Annotated in this window: 6 protein-coding genes and 2 pseudogenes; 6 read left to right on the forward strand and 2 right to left on the reverse strand. The window is 49.3% G+C overall.

Features of this window, described 5'->3' with window-relative positions; genetic code table 11:
* Positions 1–2 precede the first annotated feature (2 nt).
* The 6 genes and pseudogenes from srfAB (NSQ12_RS02100) to NSQ12_RS02125 form a co-directional block, all read left to right on the forward strand.
* A pseudogene (srfAB, locus tag NSQ12_RS02100) lies at positions 3–3,095 on the forward strand (surfactin non-ribosomal peptide synthetase SrfAB); the annotation flags it as partial.
* Between the two features lie 43 nt (positions 3,096–3,138).
* Positions 3,139–3,279, forward strand: a complete 141-nt coding sequence (comS, locus tag NSQ12_RS02105) for a competence protein ComS (protein WP_010886404.1) — start codon at positions 3,139–3,141, stop codon at positions 3,277–3,279.
* A pseudogene (gene srfAB, locus NSQ12_RS02110) lies at positions 3,225–10,754 on the forward strand (surfactin non-ribosomal peptide synthetase SrfAB); the annotation flags it as partial. The gene comS and the pseudogene srfAB (NSQ12_RS02110), both read left to right, overlap by 55 nt.
* A 36-nt stretch (positions 10,755–10,790) precedes the next feature.
* A complete protein-coding gene (srfAC, locus tag NSQ12_RS02115) occupies positions 10,791–14,618 on the forward strand; it encodes a surfactin non-ribosomal peptide synthetase SrfAC (protein ID WP_339175782.1) in 3,828 nt (1,275 codons plus the stop codon).
* Positions 14,619–14,646: 28 nt separating this feature from the next.
* Complete coding sequence (srfAD, locus tag NSQ12_RS02120; RefSeq protein WP_003234568.1) at positions 14,647–15,375, forward strand: surfactin biosynthesis thioesterase SrfAD; 729 nt, start codon at positions 14,647–14,649, stop codon at positions 15,373–15,375.
* Between the two features lie 102 nt (positions 15,376–15,477).
* Positions 15,478–16,704: an MFS transporter gene (locus tag NSQ12_RS02125; RefSeq protein WP_339175784.1), complete on the forward strand. Its 1,227-nt coding sequence runs from the start codon at positions 15,478–15,480 to the stop codon at positions 16,702–16,704.
* A 14-nt stretch (positions 16,705–16,718) separates the two neighbouring features.
* On the opposite strand, the gene NSQ12_RS02130 is transcribed toward NSQ12_RS02125, so the two are convergent.
* Together NSQ12_RS02130 and NSQ12_RS02135 are read right to left on the reverse strand one after the other, a co-directional pair.
* Positions 16,719–17,276, reverse strand: coding sequence for a YcxB family protein (locus NSQ12_RS02130; RefSeq protein ID WP_286317449.1), 558 nt, complete (start codon positions 17,274–17,276; stop codon positions 16,719–16,721).
* 53 nt (positions 17,277–17,329) lie between these two features.
* Positions 17,330–18,268 carry a DMT family transporter gene (locus NSQ12_RS02135; protein ID WP_339175787.1) on the reverse strand — a complete coding sequence of 313 codons (939 nt, stop codon included), beginning with the start codon at positions 18,266–18,268 and terminating at the stop codon, positions 17,330–17,332.
* Positions 18,269–18,321: the final 53 nt, after the last annotated feature.

Genomic DNA, 18,321 nt, shown 5'->3' on the forward strand with positions numbered 1-18,321 from the left:
ATATGAGCAAAAAATCGATTCAAAAGGTGTACGCACTGACACCAATGCAGGAAGGAATGCTGTATCATGCGATGCTTGATCCGCATTCTTCCTCGTACTTCACACAATTAGAGCTTGGGATTCACGGCGCTTTTGATCTTGAAATCTTTGAGAAAAGCGTCAATGAACTGATTCGGTCATACGATATTCTCCGTACGGTATTTGTGCATCAGCAGCTGCAAAAACCGCGTCAGGTCGTGTTAGCGGAACGCAAAACAAAGGTGCATTATGAGGATATCAGTCATGCAGACGAGAACCGCCAGAAAGAGCACATTGAGCGTTACAAACAAGACGTTCAGCGCCAAGGCTTTAACCTGGCAAAAGACATTTTGTTCAAGGTAGCGGTTTTCCGCCTTGCTGCAGATCAGCTGTATCTTGTCTGGAGCAATCATCATATTATGATGGACGGCTGGAGCATGGGCGTCCTCATGAAAAGCCTGTTCCAAAACTATGAAGCGCTCAGAGCAGGAAGGACACCTGCAAACGGTCAAGGCAAGCCTTACTCCGACTACATCAAATGGCTTGGAAAACAGGACAATGAAGAAGCGGAGAGCTACTGGAGCGAGCGCTTGGCGGGTTTTGAACAGCCAAGCGTGCTCCCGGGCCGCCTGCCTGTGAAAAAAGACGAATACGTCAATAAAGAATATTCCTTTACATGGGACGAAACATTGGTTGCCCGTATTCAGCAAACCGCAAATCTCCATCAAGTGACAGGGCCTAACCTATTTCAGGCCGTTTGGGGCATTGTTCTCAGCAAATACAACTTTACGGATGATGTTGTCTTCGGAACGGTCGTCTCAGGAAGGCCGTCTGAAATCAACGGAATTGAAACGATGGCGGGGCTGTTTATCAACACCATTCCGGTGCGGGTGAAAGTTGAACGAGATGCTGCATTCGCTGATATTTTCACAGCTGTTCAGCAGCATGCAGTAGAGGCAGAGCGTTACGATTACGTGCCGCTCTATGAGATTCAAAAACGCTCAGCCCTTGATGGCAATCTCTTAAACCATCTGGTCGCGTTTGAAAATTATCCGCTTGATCAAGAGCTTGAAAACGGCAGCATGGAAGACCGCCTCGGGTTTTCGATTAAGGTAGAAAGCGCATTTGAACAAACGAGCTTCGATTTCAACCTGATTGTGTATCCAGGCAAAACATGGACCGTCAAAATTAAATATAACGGAGCCGCCTTTGATTCCGCTTTTATCGAACGGACAGCGGAGCACATTACCCGCATGATGGAAGCAGCTGTCGATCAGCCGGCCGCTTTTGTGCGTGAGTACGGGCTTGTTGGAGACGAAGAGCACCGGCAAATTGTCGAGGTGTTTAACAGCACGAAAGCCGAACTCCCTGAAGGAATGGCTGTTCACCAAGTGTTTGAAGAGCAAGCGAAACGGACGCCGGCGAGCACTGCCGTCGTATATGAAGGAACCGAGCTGACGTACCGCGAGCTGAATGCAGCGGCTAACCGTCTGGCGAGAAAGCTTGTCGAACAAGGGCTTCAAAAAGGGGAAACAGCAGCGATTATGAACGACCGCTCAGTAGAAACCGTTGTCGGCATGCTGGCTGTGTTAAAAGCAGGCGCCGCATATGTGCCGCTTGATCCAGCGCTTCCTGGGGATCGTCTTCGTTTCATGGCAGAGGACAGCTCCGTTCGAATGGTTTTGACCGGAAATTCTTATACAGGGCAGGCACATCAGCTGCAGGTGCCGGTTCTTACACTGGCCATAGGCTTTGAAGAAAGTGAAGCGGCTGACAATCTCAACCTGCCATCCGCCCCGTCTGATTTGGCGTACATCATGTACACATCCGGTTCAACGGGCAAACCGAAAGGCGTCATGATCGAACATAAAAGCATTCTGCGCCTCGTCAAAAATGCCGGGTACGTTCCTGTTACTGAAGAGGACCGCATGGCGCAAACGGGGGCAGTCAGCTTTGATGCCGGAACGTTTGAGGTATTCGGCGCACTGCTGAATGGCGCAGCGCTTTATCCGGTCAAAAAAGAGACACTGCTTGATGCGAAACAATTTGCTGCATTCCTGCGTGAGCAAAGCATCACAACCATGTGGCTGACATCACCTTTATTCAACCAGCTTGCTGCAAAGGATGCGGGTATGTTCGGCACACTGCGCCATTTAATCATCGGCGGAGATGCCCTTGTCCCGCATATTGTCAGCAAAGTAAAACAGGCATCGCCGTCGCTTTCATTGTGGAACGGGTACGGCCCGACAGAAAACACGACGTTTTCAACCAGTTTTCTGATCGACCGCGAGTATGGCGGCTCTATCCCAATCGGGAAGCCGATCGGAAATTCCACTGCCTATATTATGGATGAGCAGCAATGCCTGCAGCCAATCGGCGCGCCTGGTGAGCTTTGCGTAGGCGGAATCGGTGTAGCGCGTGGATATGTCAATCTCCCTGAGCTGACGGAGAAGCAATTTCTCGAAGACCCGTTCAGACCGGGTGAGAGAATTTATCGCACTGGTGACTTGGCAAGATGGCTGCCGGACGGCAATATCGAATTTTTAGGCAGAATCGACAACCAAGTGAAGGTGCGCGGCTTCCGAATTGAGCTTGGCGAAATTGAAACAAAACTGAACATGGCTGAGCATGTGACAGAGGCTGCGGTGATCATCCGCAAGAACAAAGCAGATGAAAATGAAATTTGCGCGTACTTCACGGCGGATCGTGAAGTGGCTGTGAGTGAGCTGAGAAAAACACTGTCTCAGTCTTTGCCTGACTATATGGTCCCTGCCCACCTGATTCAAATGGACAGTCTGCCGCTCACGCCAAACGGGAAAATCAACAAAAAAGAACTGCCTGCACCGCAATCAGAAGCCGTGCAGCCGGAATACGCAGCACCAAAAACAGAGAGTGAAAAGAAATTAGCGGAGATCTGGGAAGGAATACTCGGCGTCAAAGCAGGCGTTACCGATAACTTCTTTATGATCGGCGGCCATTCTTTGAAAGCGATGATGATGACGGCGAAAATTCAAGAGCATTTTCATAAGGAAGTTCCGATAAAAGTGCTTTTTGAAAAGCCGACTATTCAAGAACTGGCACTGTATTTGGAAGAGAACGAAAGCAAGGAGGAGCAGACGTTTGAACCGATCAGGCAAGCATCTTATCAGCAGCATTATCCTGTATCCCCGGCCCAGCGGAGAATGTATATCCTCAATCAGCTTGGACAAGCAAACACAAGCTACAACGTCCCCGCTGTACTTCTGCTGGAGGGAGAAGTAGATAAAGACCGGCTTGAAAACGCGATTCAGCAATTAATCAACCGGCACGAAATCCTCCGTACATCGTTTGACATGATCGACGGAGAGGTTGTGCAAACCGTTCATAAAAACATATCGTTCCAGCTGGAGGCTGCCAAGGGACGGGAAGAAGACGCGGAAGAGATAATCAAAGCATTTGTTCGGCCGTTTGAATTAAACCGCGCGCCGCTCGTCCGTTCGAAGCTTGTCCAGCTGGAAGAAAAACGCCACCTGCTGCTCATTGATATGCATCATATTATTACTGACGGCAGTTCAACAGGCATTCTAATCGGTGATCTTGCCAAAATATATCAAGGCGCAGATATGGAACTGCCACAAATTCACTATAAAGATTACGCAGTTTGGCACAAAGAACAAACTAATTATCAAAAAGATGAGGAATATTGGCTCGATGTCTTTAAAGGCGAACTGCCAATACTGGATCTTCCCGCGGATTTCGAGCGGCCTGCTGAACGGAGCTTTGCGGGAGAGCGCGTGATGTTTGGGCTTGATAAGCAAATCACGGCTCAAATCAAATCGCTCATGGCAGAAACAGATACGACAATGTACATGTTTTTGCTGGCGGCGTTCAATGTACTCCTTTCCAAGTACGCGTCACAGGATGATATCATTGTCGGCTCGCCGACAGCTGGCAGAACACATCCTGATCTGCAAGGTGTGCCGGGTATGTTTGTCAACACGGTCGCACTCAGAACGGCACCAGCGGGAGATAAAACCTTCGCGCAATTTCTTGAAGAGGTCAAAACAGCCAGCCTTCAAGCATTCGAGCACCAGAGCTATCCGCTTGAGGAGCTGATTGAAAAGCTTCCGCTTACAAGGGATACAAGCAGAAGTCCGCTGTTCAGCGTGATGTTCAACATGCAAAATATGGAGATTCCTTCATTAAGATTAGGAGATTTGAAGATTTCCTCGTATTCCATGCTTCATCATGTTGCGAAATTTGATCTTTCCTTGGAAGCGGTCGAGCGTGAAGAGGATATCGGCCTAAGCTTTGACTATGCGACTGCCTTGTTTAAGGACGAGACGATCCGCCGCTGGAGCCGCCACTTTGTCAATATCATCAAAGCGGCCGCGGCTAATCCAAACGTTCGGCTGTCTGATGTAGATCTGCTTTCATCTGCAGAAACAGCTGCTTTGCTAGAAGAAAGACATATGACTCAAATTACCGAAGCAACCTTTGCCGCTCTTTTTGAAAAACAGGCCCAGCAAACACCTGACCATCCTGCGGTGAAGGCTGGCGGAAATCTGCTGACCTATCGCGAGCTTGATGAACAGGCGAACCAGCTGGCGCATCATCTTCGTGCCCAAGGGGCCGGAAATGAAGACATCGTCGCGATTGTTATGGACCGGTCAGCTGAAGTCATGGTATCGATTCTCGGTGTCATGAAGGCGGGGGCAGCTTTCCTTCCGATTGATCCTGATACACCTGAAGAACGAATCCGTTATTCATTAGAGGACAGCGGAGCAAAATTTGCGGTCGTGAATGAAAGAAACATGACGGCTATTGGGCAATATGAAGGGACAATCGTCAGCCTTGATGACGGTAAATGGAGAAATGAAAGCAAGGAGCGCCCATCATCCATTTCAGGGTCTCGCAATCTTGCATACGTCATTTATACGTCCGGTACGACCGGAAAGCCGAAGGGCGTGCAGATTGAGCATCGCAATCTGACAAACTATGTCTCTTGGTTTAGTGAAGAGGCGAGCCTGACGGAAAATGATAAGACTGTATTGCTTTCATCTTACGCATTTGACCTTGGCTATACGAGCATGTTCCCCGTACTTCTGGGCGGGGGCGAGCTCCATATCGTCCAGAAGGAAACCTATACGGCGCCGGATGAAATAGCGCACTATATCAAGGAGCATGGGATCACTTATATCAAACTGACACCGTCTCTGTTCCATACAATAGTGAACACCGCCAGTTTTGCAAAAGATGCGAACTTTGAATCCTTGCGCTTGATCGTCTTGGGAGGAGAAAAAATCATCCCGACTGATGTTCTCGCCTTCCGTAAGATGTATGGACATACCGAATTTATCAATCACTACGGCCCGACAGAAGCAACGATCGGCGCCATCGCCGGGCGGGTTGATCTGTCTGAGCCGGATGCATTTGCGAAACGCCCGACAATCGGACGGCCGATTGCGAATGCCGGCGCGCTTGTCTTAAATGAAGCATTGAAGCTTGTGCCGCCGGGAGCGAGCGGACAGCTCTATATCACGGGACAGGGGCTTGCGAGAGGGTATCTCAACAGGCCTCAGCTGACAGCCGAGAGATTTGTAGAAAATCCATATTCGCCGGGAAGCCTCATGTACAAAACCGGAGATGTCGTACGAAGACTTTCTGACGGTACGCTTGCATTTATCGGCCGGGCTGATGATCAGGTGAAAATCCGCGGCTACCGCATTGAGCCGAAAGAAATTGAAACGGTCATGCTCAGCCTCAGTGGAATTCAAGAAGCGGTTGTACTAGCGGTTTCCGAGGGCGGTCTTCAAGAGCTTTGCGCGTATTATACGTCGGATCAAGCTATTGAAAAAGCAGAGCTCCGATACCAGCTTTCCCTAACACTGCCGTCTCATATGATTCCTGCTTTCTTTGTGCAGGTTGACGCGATTCCGCTGACGGCAAACGGAAAAACCGACAGAAACGCTTTGCCGAAGCCGAACGCGGCACAATCCGGAGGCAAGGCCTTGGCCGTACCGGAGACAGCGCTTGAAGAAAGCTTATGCCGCATTTGGCAGAAAACGCTTGGCATAGAAGCCATCGGCATTGACGACAATTTTTTCGATTTAGGCGGCCATTCATTAAAAGGGATGATGCTGATTGCCAACATTCAGGCGGAATTGGAGAAAAGCGTACCGCTTAAAGCACTGTTCGAGCAGCCGACTGTTCGACAGCTGGCGGCTTATATGGAGGCGTCTGCCGTTTCAGGCGGTCATCAAGTACTCAAGCCGGCTGACAAGCAGGATATGTATCCATTGTCATCCGCACAGAAACGGATGTACGTGCTCAATCAGCTTGACCGCCAGACGATAAGCTACAACATGCCATCTGTTCTTCTAATGGAAGGAGAGCTTGATATTTCGCGCCTGCGCGACTCACTCAATCAGCTCGTGAACCGTCACGAATCATTGCGGACGTCATTTATGGAAGCTAATGGTGAGCCTGTTCAGCGCATCATTGAGAAGGCGGAGGTTGATCTTCATGTGTTTGAAGCCAAAGAAGACGAAGCGGACCAAAAGATTAAGGAATTTATCCGGCCATTCGACTTAAACGACGCACCGCTCATTCGCGCAGCTTTGCTTCGAATAGAAGCGAAAAAACATTTGTTGCTTTTAGATATGCATCATATCATCGCAGACGGCGTCTCAAGAGGCATCTTTGTAAAAGAATTGGCGCTGCTTTACAAAGGAGAGCAGCTTCCGGAGCCGGCGCTTCATTATAAAGATTTCGCCGTTTGGCAAAATGAAGCTGAGCAAAAAGAACGGATGAAGGAGCATGAGGCGTACTGGATGTCAGTTCTTTCAGGCGAGCTGCCTGAGCTTGATCTCCCGCTTGATTATGCCCGTCCGCCTGTGCAAAGCTTTAATGGAGATACGATCCGTTTCCGTACGGGAAGTGAGACGGCAAAGGCGGTAGAAAAACTGCTTGCGGAAACCGGAACGACCTTGCACATGGTGCTCCATGCTGTTTTCCACGTCTTTTTAAGCAAAATTTCCGGACAGCGGGATATCGTCATCGGCTCCGTTACTGCCGGCCGGACGAATGCTGATGTTCAGGACATGCCGGGAATGTTCGTCAATACACTTGCCCTGAGAATGGAAGCGAAAGAACAGCAAACATTTGCGGAGCTTTTGGAGCAAGCAAAGCAGACGAACCTGTCAGCGCTTGAGCATCAGGAGTATCCGTTTGAAGATCTGGTTAATCAGCTTGATCTCCCTCGGGATATGAGCCGAAACCCATTGTTTAATGTGATGGTGACGACAGAAAACCCTGATAAAGAACAGCTTACATTGCAAAATCTGAGCATTTCACCTTATGAGGCTCATCAGGGAACTTCTAAGTTTGATCTGACACTGGGCGGATTTACTGATGAAAATGGCATTGGCTTGCAGCTCGAATATGCGACAGATCTGTTCGCAAAAGAAACAGCTGAAAAATGGAGCGAATACGTTCTGCGGCTACTAAAGGCTGTTGCGGATAACCCGAACCAGCCGCTTTCCAGCCTGTCACTGGTCACCGAGACAGAAAAACAAGCACTTCTTGAGGCATGGAAGGGCAAAGCGCTGCCTGTGCCGACAGACAAAACGGTTCATCAGCTATTCGAAGAGACTGTCCAGCGCCACAAAGACCGCCCGGCTGTCACATACAACGGCCAGTCTTGGACGTACGGCGAGCTGAATGCGAAGGCGAATCGTCTCGCGCGGATTCTGATGGACTGCGGCATCAGCCCGGATGACCGCGTCGGCATTCTCACGAAGCCGTCGCTTGAAATGTCCGCCGCGGTGCTCGGCGTCTTGAAAGCCGGAGCGGCGTTTGTGCCGATTGATCCTGACTACCCGGATCAGCGGATTGAGTATATTTTACAGGACAGCGGCGCGAAGCTTCTCTTGAAACAGGAAGGGATTTCAGTGCCGGACAGCTTTACGGGAGATGTCATTCTTCTCGACGGAAGCCGCACGATTCTAAGCCTGCCGCTTGATGAAAACGACGAGGGAAATCCAGAAACCGCTGTAACCGCGGAGAACTTGGCGTACATGATTTACACGTCTGGAACGACCGGACAGCCGAAGGGTGTCATGGTTGAGCACCATGCGCTTGTGAACCTGTGCTTCTGGCACCACGACGCGTTCAGCATGACAGCGGAGGACCGCAGTGCGAAGTACGCGGGCTTTGGGTTCGACGCTTCCATTTGGGAGATGTTCCCGACCTGGACGATCGGTGCCGAGCTTCACGTCATTGATGAAGCGATCCGACTCGATATCGTCCGCCTGAACGATTACTTCGAAACGAACGGCGTAACGATCACGTTCCTGCCGACACAGCTTGCGGAACAGTTCATGGAGCTTGAGAACACATCACTTCGCGTATTGCTTACTGGAGGAGACAAGCTGAAGCGCGCAGTGAAAAAGCCGTACACACTCGTCAATAACTACGGGCCGACAGAGAATACGGTCGTTGCCACAAGCGCAGAAATCCATCCGGAGGAAGGCTCGCTTTCCATCGGAAGGGCCATTGCCAATACGAGAGTATACATTCTCGGCGAGGGCAATCAGGTGCAGCCGGAAGGCGTAGCCGGAGAGCTTTGCGTGGCGGGGCGCGGACTGGCACGCGGCTATCTGAATCGAGAAGACGAAACCGCGAAGCGGTTTGTCGCTGATCCGTTTGTGCCTGGTGAGCGCATGTACCGCACCGGCGATTTGGTGAAATGGACGGGCGGCGGCATCGAATACATCGGCCGGATCGATCAGCAGGTCAAGGTCCGCGGCTACCGGATCGAACTCTCAGAAATTGAAGTCCAACTCGCCCAGCTTTCTGAGGTACAGGATGCGGCAGTGACAGCTGTCAAGGATAAAGGTGGCAATACAGCAATCGCGGCGTATGTCACACCGGAAACAGCTGACATAGAAGCACTGAAATCAGCACTAAAGGAAACCCTGCCGGATTACATGATCCCGGCGTTCTGGGTGACGCTGAACGAGCTTCCGGTTACGGCAAACGGCAAAGTGGACCGCAAAGCATTGCCTGAGCCGGACATCGAAGCGGGAAGCGGAGAATACAAAGCGCCAACGACCGACATGGAAGAGCTGCTTGCCGGCATCTGGCAGGACGTGCTTGGAATGTCTGAAGTCGGTGTCACCGACAATTTCTTCTCGCTTGGCGGAGATTCCATTAAAGGAATTCAAATGGCGAGCCGCTTGAATCAGCACGGCTGGAAGCTGGAAATGAAAGATCTCTTCCAGCACCCGACGATCGAGGAGCTTACCCAATATGTAGAGCGTGCCGAAGGCAAACAGGCAGATCAAGGCCCGGTGGAGGGCGAAGTCATCCTGACGCCGATCCAGCGCTGGTTCTTTGAAAAGAACTTCACGAACAAGCACCACTGGAACCAATCGGTGATGCTTCACGCCGCGAAGGGCTTTGATCCTGAACGGGTGGAGAAAACATTGCAGGCGCTGATCGAGCATCATGACGCGCTCCGCATGGTCTATCGTGAGGAAAACGGGGACATCGTTCAGGCGTATCAACCGATCAGTGAGAGCAAGGTCAGCTTCGAAATCGTGGATCTGTACGGCTCCGATGAAGAGATGCTGAGAAGCCAGATTAAAATTCTCGCGAACAAGCTGCAGAGCAGTCTCGATCTGCAAAACGGGCCGCTTCTAAAGGCGGAGCAATATCGCACAGAAGCTGGGGATCACCTGCTCATTGCTGTACACCATCTGGTGGTCGACGGTGTGTCATGGCGGATTTTGCTTGAAGACTTTGCTTCAGGCTACATGCAGGCTGAGAAAGAAGAGAGCCTTGTCTTCCCGCAAAAAACAAACTCCTTCAAGGATTGGGCGGAAGAACTGGCGGCATTCAGCCAATCAGCGCATCTTTTACAGCAGGCTGAATACTGGTCGCAAATTGCCGCTGAACAGGTTTCTCCTTTACCGAAGGATTGTGAAACAGAGCAGCGGATCGTCAAGGATACATCATCCGTCCTATGTGAATTAACGGAAGAAGACACTAAGCATCTTTTAACAGATGTTCATCAGCCATATGGAACTGAAATCAACGATATTCTTCTCAGCGCGCTCGGTTTGACAATGAAAGAATGGACAGAGGGTGCCAAAATCGGCATTAACCTTGAGGGACACGGCCGGGAGGACATCATCCCGAATGTGAATATCTCCAGAACGGTCGGCTGGTTTACGGCACAATACCCTGTTGTGCTCGACATATCTGACGCAGATACCTCGGCTGTGATCAAAACAGTCAAAGAAAACCTGCGCCGCATTCCCGACAAAGGTGTTGGCTACGGCATTCTTCGTTATTTCACAGAAACAGCGGAAACAAAGGGCTTCACACCGGAGATCAGCTTCAACTATTTGGGCCAATTCGACAGTGAAGTCAAAACCGATTTCTTTGAACCGTCCGCTTTCGATATGGGGCGCCAAGTAAGCGGAGAATCAGAGGCGCTGTACGCATTAAGCTTCAGCGGCATGATCAGAAACGGCCGGTTTGTGCTTTCCTGCTCCTACAATGAGAAGGAGTTTGAAAGAGCTACAGTCGAGGAGCAAATGGAACGGTTTAAAGAAAACCTCCTGATGCTAATCCGCCATTGCACGGAAAAAGAAGACAAGGAATTCACACCAAGCGACTTCAGCGCCGAAGACCTTGAAATGGACGAGATGGGAGATATCTTTGACATGCTTGAGGAGAATTTAAAATAAAACGCAAGGGAATTACAGAAGGCGGGAGCGAAACATATGAGTCAATTTAGCAAGGATCAGGTTCAAGATATGTATTACCTATCGCCGATGCAGGAAGGGATGCTTTTTCATGCCATCCTGAATCCCGGCCAAAGCTTTTACCTTGAACAAATCACGATGAAAGTAAAAGGCAGCTTGAATATCAAATGTCTTGAAGAAAGCATGAATGTGATCATGGACCGGTACGATGTATTTCGTACCGTGTTCATTCACGAAAAAGTAAAAAGACCTGTCCAAGTCGTATTGAAAAAACGGCAGTTCCAAATAGAAGAAATCGATCTGACACACTTAACGGACAGCGAGCAAACAGCCAAAATCAATGAGTACAAAGAACAGGATAAGATCAGGGGTTTTGATTTGACGCGGGATATTCCGATGCGGGCAGCCATTTTCAAGAAAGCTGAAGAAAGCTTTGAATGGGTGTGGAGCTACCACCACATTATTTTGGACGGATGGTGCTTCGGCATCGTCGTACAGGATCTATTTAAGGTATACAATGCTCTGCGCGAACAAAAGCCGTACAGCCTGCCGCCCGTCAAACCGTATAAAGACTACATCAAGTGGCTTGAAAAGCAGGATAAACAAGCATCGCTCCGCTACTGGCGCGAGTACTTGGAGGACTTTGAAGGACAAACGACGTTTGCGGAGCAAAGGAAGAAACAGAAGGACGGCTATGAGCCGAAAGAGCTGCTCTTTTCACTGTCGGAGGCGGAAACAAAGGCTTTTACTGAGCTTGCAAAATCGCAGCATACCACTTTAAGTACGGCGCTGCAGGCAGTCTGGAGCGTATTGATCAGCCGCTATCAGCAGTCTGGCGATTTGGCCTTCGGTACAGTTGTTTCAGGGCGTCCCGCGGAAATCAAAGGCGTTGAACATATGGTCGGGCTGTTTATCAACGTTGTCCCGAGACGTGTGAAGCTGTCTGAGGGTATCACATTTAACGGCTTGCTCAAGCAGCTGCAGGAGCAATCGCTGCAGTCTGAGCCGCACCAATATGTGCCGCTTTATGACATCCAAAGCCAGGCCGATCAGCCGAAACTGATTGACCACATCATTGTTTTTGAGAACTATCCGCTTCAGGATGCGAAAAATGAAGAAAGCAGTGAAAACGGCTTTGATATGGTGGATGTTCATGTTTTTGAGAAGTCGAATTATGATCTCAACCTGATGGCTTCCCCTGGAGATGAGATGCTGATTAAGCTTGCCTATAATGAGAATGTGTTTGATGAGGCGTTTATCCTGCGCTTGAAATCTCAGCTTCTCACAGCAATTCAGCAGCTCATCCAGAATCCTGATCAGCCTGTCAGCACGATCAACCTCGTTGACGACAGGGAGAGAGAATTTTTGCTAACCGGCTTAAACCCGCCGGCTCAAGCTCATGAAACAAAGCCTCTGACGGATTGGTTCAAGGAAGCAGTGAACGTCAATCCGGATGCGCCGGCGCTTACGTATTCCGGCCAGACCCTGTCTTATCGCGAATTAGATGAGGAAGCGAACCGCCTTGCACGCCGGCTGCAAAAACACGGTGCGGGCAAAGGCTCTGTTGTAGCGCTGTACACGAAGCGCTCACTTGAACTGGTGATCGGCATTCTCGGTGTATTAAAGGCGGGAGCAGCCTATCTGCCGGTTGATCCGAAGCTGCCAGAGGACCGAATCTCGTATATGCTGGCTGACAGTGCGGCAGCCTGTCTTCTGACGCATCAGGAGATGAAAGAACAAGCGGCTGAGCTGCCGTATACAGGCACAACGCTCTTCATTGATGATCAAACACGGTTTGAAGAACAGGCAAGCGATCCTGCAACCGCGATTGATCCTAATGATCCGGCATATATCATGTACACGTCCGGCACAACCGGAAAGCCAAAGGGCAATATCACCACTCATGCCAATATTCAAGGATTGGTCAAGCATGTAGACTACATGGCATTCTCTGAGAAAGATACATTCTTATCTGTTTCCAATTACGCCTTTGACGCATTTACCTTTGATTTCTATGCTTCTATGCTGAATGCGGCACGGCTCATTATCGCAGATGAACATACGCTGCTTGATACAGAACGGCTCACAGCTCTGATCCTGCAAGAGAATGTCAATGTCATGTTTGCGACAACCGCACTATTTAATCTTCTCACGGATGCGGGAGAGGATTGGATGAAGGGACTACGCTGTATATTATTCGGCGGAGAGCGCGCCTCAGTGCCTCATGTCAGAAAAGCGCTGCGGGTCATGGGGCCGGGCAAGCTGATTAACTGCTACGGGCCGACTGAGGGAACAGTGTTTGCGACTGCTCACGTCGTGCATGATATACCGGATTCCATCTCCTCATTGCCGATCGGAAAGCCGATAAGCAATGCCAGTGTTTATATTCTGAACGAGCAAAGCCAGCTCCAGCCATTCGGGGCGATCGGTGAACTGTGCATCAGCGGAATGGGCGTGTCAAAAGGATATGTAAATCGTGCTGACCTCACGAAGGAAAAGTTTATCAAGAACCCGTTCAAGCCGGGAGAAACGCTTTACCGCACAGGGGATTTAGCGCGCTGGCTGCCGGATGGAACGATTGAATACGCCGGCCGTATTGACGACCAGGTCAAAATACGCGGACACCGGATTGAGCTTGAAGAAATCGAAAAGCAGCTGCAGGAATACCCAGGTGTGAAAGATGCGGTCGTTGTGGCGGACCGCCATGAGTCTGGCGATGCATCAATCAATGCCTACCTCGTGAACCGGACGCAGCTTTCAGTTGAGGACGTGAAGGCGCACCTGAAAAAACAGCTTCCTGCTTACATGGTGCCGCAAACCTTTACCTTCTTGGATGAGCTTCCTTTAACGACGAACGGGAAAGTCAATAAACGGCTGCTCCCAAAACCTGATCAGGATCAGCTGGCGGAAGAATGGATCGGACCGCGGAACGAGATGGAAGAAACAATCGCACAAATCTGGTCTGAGGTTCTCGGCAGAAAGCAAATTGGCATTCATGACGATTTCTTTGCGCTCGGAGGGCATTCCTTGAAGGCAATGACCGCCGCTTCCCGCATCAAGAAAGAGCTCGGGATTGATCTTCCAGTAAAGCTTTTGTTTGAAGCGCCGACGATCGCCGGCATTTCAGCGTATTTGAAAAACGGGGGCCCTGATGGCTTGCAGGATGTAACGATAATGAATCAGGATCAGGAGCAGATCATTTTCGCATTCCCGCCGGTCTTGGGCTATGGCCTTATGTACCAAAATCTGTCCAGCCGCTTGCCGTCATACAAGCTGTGCGCCTTTGATTTTATTGAGGAGGAAGACCGGCTTGACCGCTATGCGGATTTGATCCAGAAGCTGCAGCCGGAAGGGCCTTTAACATTGTTTGGGTATTCAGCGGGATGCAGCCTGGCGTTTGAAGCTGCGAAAAAGCTTGAGGAACAAGGCCGTATTGTTCAGCGGATCATCATGGTCGATTCCTATAAAAAACAAGGTGTCAGTGATCTGGACGGACGCACGGTTGAAAGTGATGTCGAAGCGTTGATGAATGTCAATCGGGACAATGAAGCGCTCAACAGCGAAGCCGTCAAACAAGGCCTCAAGCAAAAAACACATGCCTTTTACTCATACTACGTCAATCTGATCAGCACAGGCCAGGTGAAAGCAGATATTGATCTGCTGACTTCCGGCGCTGATTTTGACATGCCGGAATGGCTTGCATCATGGGAAGAAGCTACAACAGGTGCTTACCGTATGAAAAGAGGCTTCGGAACACACGCAGAAATGCTGCAGGGCGAAACGCTAGATAGGAATGCGGAGATTTTGCTCGAATTTCTTAATACACAAACCGTAACGGTTTCATAAATGAAGTGATGAAAGGAGGAGACAGCCAATGAGCCAACTCTTCAAATCATTTGATGCGTCGGAAAAAACACAGCTCATCTGTTTTCCGTTTGCCGGCGGCTATTCGGCGTCGTTTCGCCCTCTCCATGCTTTTTTGCAGGGGGAGTGCGAGATGCTCGCTGCCGAGCCGCCGGGACACGGCACGAATCAAACGTCAGCCATTGAGGATCTCGAAGAGCTGACGGATTTGTACAAGCAAGAACTGAACCTTCGCCCTGATCGGCCATTTGTGCTGTTCGGACACAGTATGGGCGGAATGATCACCTTCAGGCTGGCGCAAAAGCTTGAGCGTGAAGGCATCTTTCCGCAGGCGGTTATTATTTCTGCAATCCAGCCGCCTCATATTCAGCGGAAGAAAGTGTCCCACCTGCCTGATGATCAGTTTCTCGATCATATTATCCAATTAGGCGGAATGCCCGCAGAGCTTGTTGAAAATAAGGAGGTCATGTCCTTTTTCCTGCCTTCTTTCCGATCAGATTACCGGGCTCTTGAACAATTTGAGCTTTACGATCTGGCCCAGATCCAGTCGCCTGTTCATGTCTTTAACGGGCTTGATGATAAAAAGTGCATACGAGATGCGGAAGGGTGGAAGAAGTGGGCAAAAGACATCACATTCCATCAATTTGACGGCGGGCACATGTTCCTGCTGTCACAAACGGAAGAAGTCGCAGAACGGATTTTTGCGATCTTGAATCAGCATCCGATCATTCAACCGTGATCAAAAGCGGACAGCTTCGGCTGTTCCGTTTTTTTTTTGTGTTGAATGCCAATTTTTGCATGGTATAATAGTCGAAATACTCAAATAAAGGAAGGTCGAAACATGCGCACGTCTCCCAGGATGAAATGGTTTGTATTGCTGTTTACGTTTGTTTTCGCCATCGGAATGAACTCATTCAGAAATTCCTTTCAATTTTTTATGCTGCCAATGGCAGACGCCTTCCATGCCGACAGGTCGCTGATTTCGGTTTCTGTCAGCATTTTTATGATCACAACCGGCATCGTCCAGTTTTTTGTCGGTTTTTTTATCGACCGTTTCAGTGTCAGAAAAATTATGGCGCTTGGAGCTGTCTGCATCAGCGCAAGCTTTTTGGTGCTTCCTTATTCACCGAATGTTCATGTGTTTTCCGCCATTTACGGTGTGCTTGGCGGAATCGGCTATTCCTGCGCGGTCGGCGTGACGACCCAGTACTTCATCAGCCGTTGGTTTGACACACACAAAGGTCTGGCGCTTGCTATTTTGACCAATGCCAACTCTGCGGGCCTGCTGCTTCTCTCGCCCATTTGGGCTGCGGCTCCGTATCATGCCGGCTGGCAGAGCACCTATACGATTTTGGGAATCGTCATGGCGGCTGTTCTGCTGCCGCTCCTCGTCTTTGGGATGAAGCACCCGCCACATGCGCAAGCGGAGTCTGTGAAAAAATCTTATGATTGGCGGGGGTTTTGGAACGTGATGAAGCAATCCCGCCTCATTCATATCCTGTACTTCGGCGTGTTTACTTGCGGATTTACAATGGGAATTATTGATGCTCACCTCGTCCCGATACTGAAGGATGCGCATGTCTCTCATATCAACGGAATGATGGCCGCGTTTGGGGCGTTTATCATCATTGGCGGATTATTGGCAGGCTGGCTGTCCGATCTCCTCGGCAGCAGAAGCGTCATGCTATCCATCTTATTTTTCATTCGGCTGCTCAGCCTCATTTGCCTGCTCATTCCCATTCTCGGAATTCATCACAGCGACCTTTGGTACTTCGGGTTTATCCTGTTATTCGGGCTCAGTTACACAGGCGTGATCCCGCTGACCGCGGCGTCAATTTCGGAAAGCTATCAAACAGGATTGATCGGATCGCTGTTAGGCATCAATTTCTTTATCCATCAGGTTGCCGGAGCTCTTAGCGTGTATGCGGGCGGTTTGTTTTTTGACATGACTCATGGTTATTTGCTGATTGTCGCTGTGTGCATCGTGTTTGTGGGTTTATCGGCTGTAATAGAGCTGGTGCCGTTTTTAGATAAACAAAAGGCAAAAGAAACCCACCAATCAATATAAAAGGATCAGCACTGTCAATGCTGATCCTTTTTAAATTTGAGTTTTTTTGTTTCGGTATTTTTAAGGATAATCCCCTTGAATCTGTTCATCTCCTCTTCGGAGTGAAAAAAATGTTTGGGGATCGCAATATATTGGCCACTTGATGTATTGACCCTGAAGATATTTTTATATTCGAAAACAGCTGTGATTTCATCCCAATTGAAAATGAGGTCATATTTTTTAGAACATATACGAATTCCTTCTTGGTTCAGAGTATATGTTCTTTTAGATTTCATCCGTTCGTTCTTCTTGTATGCTCTGGAAAACTTCACATATAGAAGAAGGAGGAGCAGCAGTGTAAACAGAACGGACATCACGATAATCAACATACTGTTCATAAACAAGTTAAGCGCGTCACTGCCATAAATGATACGGGGCCATCCGTTAATGAAGTTAACTGCAGCAAATATGGCGCAAAACAATAGAAAGTAAAAGCATGATATTTTTGCGATTTGATAAAAAAAGATTTCTCTTACATCCTTAAAAGTGATTTCTCCTGGAAGATTGATACTTTCACTAGCATATTGAATCATACGGTAAACCTACACCTCTAACCATGTTTTTCCTTTCAGTCTAGCATAATTTTTCATTTTTTTGCAGGCATACCAGGGCGCTTTGTTTTTTTCTCCAGATTGATATTGCTCCCCACCACGCCAATCATAATACAAACAGCCCCGGCAAGATGATACCAGGCCAGGCTTTCGTTGAGAATCACAACTCCTGCAATCATCGTCACAATGGTAGATACATGATTAAAAGCGCTCATTTTAAACGCCTCAATTCGCGACAGCGTATAGTTAGACAGAAATGAAGTGACAAGTGAAGACAGCACGCCCAAATACACAATGGCGAGAACGAAGCCGGGCTCCCGGAACGGCAGAAAATAAGTGCCGACTGTTCCCGCCGATCCGTGACGCACAAGGGCGATGGCGTTGAAGACGACAAAGCCGATGGCTGACATGATGTAGGTGAGCTCGGTCAGCTTGAACCGCTGCGTCATTTTTCTGGCAGCAGTATTGTACATCGCTGAAGACAAAGCGGACAAAAGGATCAGCAAAGACCCTTTTAAGCTGGCTGATTCCACGTCAACGCCTTTCATCACAAAAATAAACATGACGCCGGCAACGGATAAAACTGTGAATCCCTTTTGCGTCCACGTTGGGCGTTCCTTTAAAACATAAGCGGCAAAGACCATCGTGAAAATCGGAATGGCTGCCTGAATAATTCCCGCTTCAGAGGAGGACGAGTACACAAGGCCGAATGCCTGAAAGCTGAAAAATAACGCGGGATACAGCAGGGCGAGCGGCAAAATGGAAATGACGTCCTTTACGCGGATTGATAGCTTTACCCAGCCGAATAAGATCGGTACAGTGGCCGCAGCAAACGCAATGGTGAACCGATGCGCCAAAATATCAAACGGCTCTGCTGTTTGCAGTGCGATTTTTACGAATAGAAAGGATAAACCGATAATGAACGAATATAAAATAGCCGCTATATAAGCGGGGGCTTGCTGATGTTTAACCATAATGGGAATGGCTCCTTTACCTGAATTGCAGCGCCGGTCGCTCCCTTTATTGT

The sequence above is a fragment of the Bacillus sp. PS95 genome (assembly GCF_037963565.1).
Classification (GTDB): Bacteria; Bacillota; Bacilli; order Bacillales; family Bacillaceae; genus Bacillus; species Bacillus subtilis.